The sequence below is a fragment of the Rhizobium mongolense subsp. loessense genome (genome assembly GCF_900099775.1).
Taxonomy (GTDB): Bacteria; Pseudomonadota; Alphaproteobacteria; order Rhizobiales; family Rhizobiaceae; genus Rhizobium; species Rhizobium loessense.
The window spans coordinates 1-3,775 of the sequence record NZ_FMTM01000030.1 but is presented as its reverse complement, the minus strand read 5'-3'; the positions used below and the strand labels follow the sequence as shown (position 1 = coordinate 3,775).

The 3,775-nt window shown below is 56.4% G+C and carries 5 protein-coding genes; 2 read left to right on the top strand and 3 right to left on the bottom strand.

The genetic code is table 11. The features are described 5' to 3' along the window. Positions 1 to 99: 99 nt before the first annotated feature. Positions 100 to 1,035, bottom strand: coding sequence for a 3-oxoacyl-[acyl-carrier-protein] synthase III C-terminal domain-containing protein (locus BLP23_RS32920; RefSeq protein ID WP_139187157.1), 936 nt, complete (start codon positions 1,033 to 1,035; stop codon positions 100 to 102). A gap of 375 nt (positions 1,036 to 1,410) precedes the next feature. Here BLP23_RS32920 and BLP23_RS34035 point away from each other — a divergent pair, with 375 nt between their 5' ends. After that, positions 1,411 to 1,566 (top strand): hypothetical protein, encoded by a 156-nt coding sequence (locus BLP23_RS34035; RefSeq protein WP_167364066.1) that lies wholly within the window; start codon positions 1,411 to 1,413, stop codon positions 1,564 to 1,566. 135 nt (positions 1,567 to 1,701) lie between these two features. On the opposite strand, the gene BLP23_RS32915 is transcribed toward BLP23_RS34035, so the two are convergent. Further along, positions 1,702 to 2,481, bottom strand: coding sequence for a 4'-phosphopantetheinyl transferase family protein (locus tag BLP23_RS32915; RefSeq protein WP_092588833.1), 780 nt, complete (start codon positions 2,479 to 2,481; stop codon positions 1,702 to 1,704). 87 nt (positions 2,482 to 2,568) lie between these two features. Further along, complete coding sequence (locus tag BLP23_RS32910; RefSeq protein WP_092588832.1) at positions 2,569 to 3,522, bottom strand: aldo/keto reductase; 954 nt, start codon at positions 3,520 to 3,522, stop codon at positions 2,569 to 2,571. A gap of 48 nt (positions 3,523 to 3,570) precedes the next feature. Between BLP23_RS32910 and BLP23_RS34170 the strand changes: the two genes are divergently transcribed. After that, on the top strand, positions 3,571 to 3,775 hold a 205-nt coding region (locus BLP23_RS34170; RefSeq protein WP_208603230.1), incomplete at its 3' end, for a hypothetical protein.

The window sequence follows — 3,775 nt, the reverse complement described above, 5'->3', positions numbered from 1 at the left end:
CATATCCATGCTCCCATTTCCTTTTCCGATCGACCGGCGTGATGCATCAAGTCTCAGGCGCTCGCCAAGGATGGATGGACGTAGCGCAGGGCCGCTCGATCATCTTGCCGCGGCGACCCGTTCGAGCAGGCAGCTCGCAAAGGTCACGCCCATGCCGGCTGTTAGAAGAACAACCTGCTGACCGGTGTGTGCCGGTTTAGACTCCGAAGTCTCGAACATATCCAAATTCATGAAGGCGTCGGAGCAATAGGCGTGCCCCTGGTTGCTCACATCGCCATAAAACACGCGCTCTTCGTGGCCCAGGTTGCGGATTGCAGACCGTGTGACGGGGATATTGAGATTGTGCGGAATGATGACGAACGTGTCGTTGCTGATCTCTTTGAACGCGCAGAGACTTTCTTTGATGAACGACTGCAAGGACGTTGCATAAAGGGCCTGAAACTCCTTCTTTTGCGCAGCGTCCATGTTCTCGGGATTCTGGTAAAATTGACCAAGGTGTCTGACGCGAGTCTTGAGGATGCGCCAGCCGCAATCGTTGACATTCAAAACTGCTGCGGCAGGGGCTTCCGATAATAGGCCGACCGATAGCCTGCTAATTCCCGGATGAAAGGCTTTCTCTCCGGTGACGATGATGATCGGTTCTCCGGCTTGTGATGTCGCGACGTAGTGAAGGGCGGCGAGCGCAGAGGCGCAGTTGGTCATGGCCCAGGAATAAATCTCCCACGATGAAAGACCGTGATCACGCGCGAACGTAGAGAGCCAACGCTCATCGCAGAACGTATTATGGGTTTGGGTCTTGCAGTAGATGAGCTGCCCCGAACCGCGCAAGGGCTGCGGGATCTGTTCGATTGCTCGCGTAAGAACGCTGCTCAACATCTGCGGAAGTTCGTCTTCGCAACGGACCACCTGCTGAAGGCCATAGAAACGATTGTAGACCGCGACACTGCCTTTATTGAGGCCGTAACTGTCGTCAAGCGCGTCCAGCGGCACGGGGCAACTATTGGGGCAACCTGCTACGATATTGTTTATAATCAAGAGCTTAACCCCTCGTGAAAAGTGACCCGCATAGCCGCGTTGAGCCGGATCGCGGATGTTTCCTCGGAAGCGAACTTAGGACCTATCCCAGCTCGATGCGTCCTCAAACACGTTTTGGGAAAGGCAAAATCGTGAAATAGGACGCGTTGATGGCCGATTGTTTCTTCCGGTGCCGAGAGACGTCATTCCCTGTTCCGCATGGGGAGCCGTTTGATGCTCCTGGATTGCTTCCGGCAACGGCATTGGTATCGATCGTTCCAGGCGCCCGCGAATGCAGGCGATCTCAGTTGCCAAGGCGCCGGCACTCCAGCATGATCCAACAAAGACCGGCGACAATGGCCAATCCAGACTGGCCAAGATGCGGAAAAAGGATCCATGCCAAGTGAAAAGTTTGATTGCGACGACGACAAGACTGGTAACGCCAAGCAGCGACAAGGGTCGATCGATTTGCCTTTGCGTTCTCGTCGAGAGAAAGAGCAGAAGCCCAACGAGGAAAAGCAGCGGCCAGCGGATATGAAGCTGGCCTCTTAATCTCAGCCGGCAAAGCGGCCAGGCTTCAGAAAGACACAATAGGCATGCATCGGCGGTTCACGCGGCCTCGAACACGTTTGTGAACCGACCGGATCGTGAATTAAGATCAATGCCGAAGGCCGCTCATTGGTTTGATCAGGGGTAGGAGACAGACGTGCGGACCGGTTGACATGCAATCGGCAGGTCTTCCGCGAAGGGCTGAAATTCATATACCACGATGGCCGGCACGGAGGCGTCGTCCGTGTTTGCGCAGACCGCCAACAGGACGCCGGCGGCCGGACGCAATTGCCAGAAGGACAAGGGCGATCCGCCGTTCTTCTCCCCATTTCTAAAAAAAGCTATCGTTTCCGGCTCTTCGAGAGAAAAGCCAAAGGAGTTGAAAGGGATCGACAAGCCGCCGCCCAGCGCCTTCACATAGGCTTCTTTAAGCGTCCAAAGCTGCAGGAAGTAATCAGCCCTTGCATCGGCCGGTAGCGCTTCCAGCGCCTCGACCTCACTGCAGGTGAAAAAGCGACGCGCAACGTCCAGAAACGACGACCGACACTCACTCGCGGTCACATCGATCCCGATTACTCGCCTGGCGACCCCAAGAACGGTGACGTTGCCGTCGTGGGATAGGTTGAAATCAATCCCACCATGCTCGGCCGGTATGTCCCGAAGGGCGGGGCGCCCGAAAGCGCCCTTGACAAAGCGAAGATCACGCGGATCTGTTGCCAAATAGCGCGACAGCAGCAGCCGCTGCATGGCGCGGGTTACGACATAGGCATGGCGGTCCGACGGCAAACGAATCCCTTCTTCTCGACTTCTTTCTTCCTCCGACAGCAAGTCCCTGCAGTGCGCAAGCCCTTCTGGCGAGGAAACCCGGTCGTGATAGGCGATCCAGATCTTTACTTCTTCTGCGGACGGAGCCGTCATGAGCCCACATTCCCGATTGGTAGTCGCGGCAACAGTATCGCCGTCCCCGCATCGACTGCTCCGTTCGTTGGCCAATCGGAACTAAGGCTAATATGTGCTTGCAACTTCAAGCCTGGCGAGTTCATCGGCATGCAGTGACAATCTTGCCCCATTAATGATTTCGTCGAGCTGATCGAGGTTCGTAGCACTTGCTATCGGGGCGACTATGCCCGGCTTTGTGATGAGCCATGCGATGGCCACGCTTGCTGGTGCCAGCTGACGCGAAACGGCGATGTCGTCAAGCGCTTCAAGAATCCGCAGGCCTCGGTCATTCAAGTAATATTTCATGAAGAAGCCGCGTGTCGGGCTTTTGCGAAAATCCGAGCGCGAACGGTATTTGCCGGACAAAAATCCCCTGGCCAGTGAGAAATAGCTCGTGACGCCGACGTCATTTGCCAGGCAGAACGGCGCCAGCTCATTCTCGTGATCCTTACGGTCGTAGAGGTTGTAGTGCGACTGCACGTTCTCGAAGCGAGCCCACCCCTGGTCGGCGCTAAGTTGTTGTGCACGCGACAATGTCTGTTGGCTGTGCTGAGATGCGCCGATCGAGCGGACCTTACCTGCCCTCACGAGACCGCTATAGGTGTCGAGAGTTTCCTCCAGATGCGTTTCTGAATCCTCGCAATGCGCAAGGTAAAGGTCGATGTAATCCGTGCCAAGGCGCCTTAAAGATGCCTCGACCGCATTGGTGATATAGTCACGGGACTGGCCGCGTTGATCCGGGTCGCTTTTATGTCCGACCTTCGTGGTAAGCACGATCGCGTCGCGATTGCCTCGCGACCTCATCCAATTTCCGATGATCGTTTCCGAGACGCCACCCGGATTTCCGGGGGCCCAGTTGGAATAGACATCGGCCGTGTCGATCAGGTTAAAGCCTGCCGCTACAAAGGCATCCAGCACGCGAAAGGATGTCTGTTCGTCAATGGTCCAGCCAAAGACGTTGCCGCCGAGGCCGAGCGGCTCAACAAAAAGATTGGAGCGCCCTACGCGTTGCTTGCTCATGCGACCTCCATTGAGCGACACAATGCGCGTTGGCTGAAACGAAACGGAATGTCGCCACGCGGCGTCAATTTAGATCGCAGAAAAGGGCGTAAATTTCCAGGCGCGCATGTCGGCGACAATTCGAATTCACGTGCACCGCAAATCGCTCGCAATGCAGAGGCGCTCTGGGCAATCACCCTGTCGGCCTGCCTGCGGGCATTCGCTCCGATGCCGAACGGCACGAAATGGGCCGGATGGCCGGCACCGTTCAGGA

Coding starts and splice junctions, on each gene's coding strand:
- BLP23_RS34035 (WP_167364066.1), top strand. CDS start 1,411: ATGCCAAGTGAAAAGTTTGATTGCGACGACGACAAGACTGGTAACGCC.
- BLP23_RS32915 (WP_092588833.1), bottom strand. CDS start 2,481: ATGACGGCTCCGTCCGCAGAAGAAGTAAAGATCTGGATCGCCTATCAC.
- BLP23_RS32910 (WP_092588832.1), bottom strand. CDS start 3,522: ATGAGCAAGCAACGCGTAGGGCGCTCCAATCTTTTTGTTGAGCCGCTC.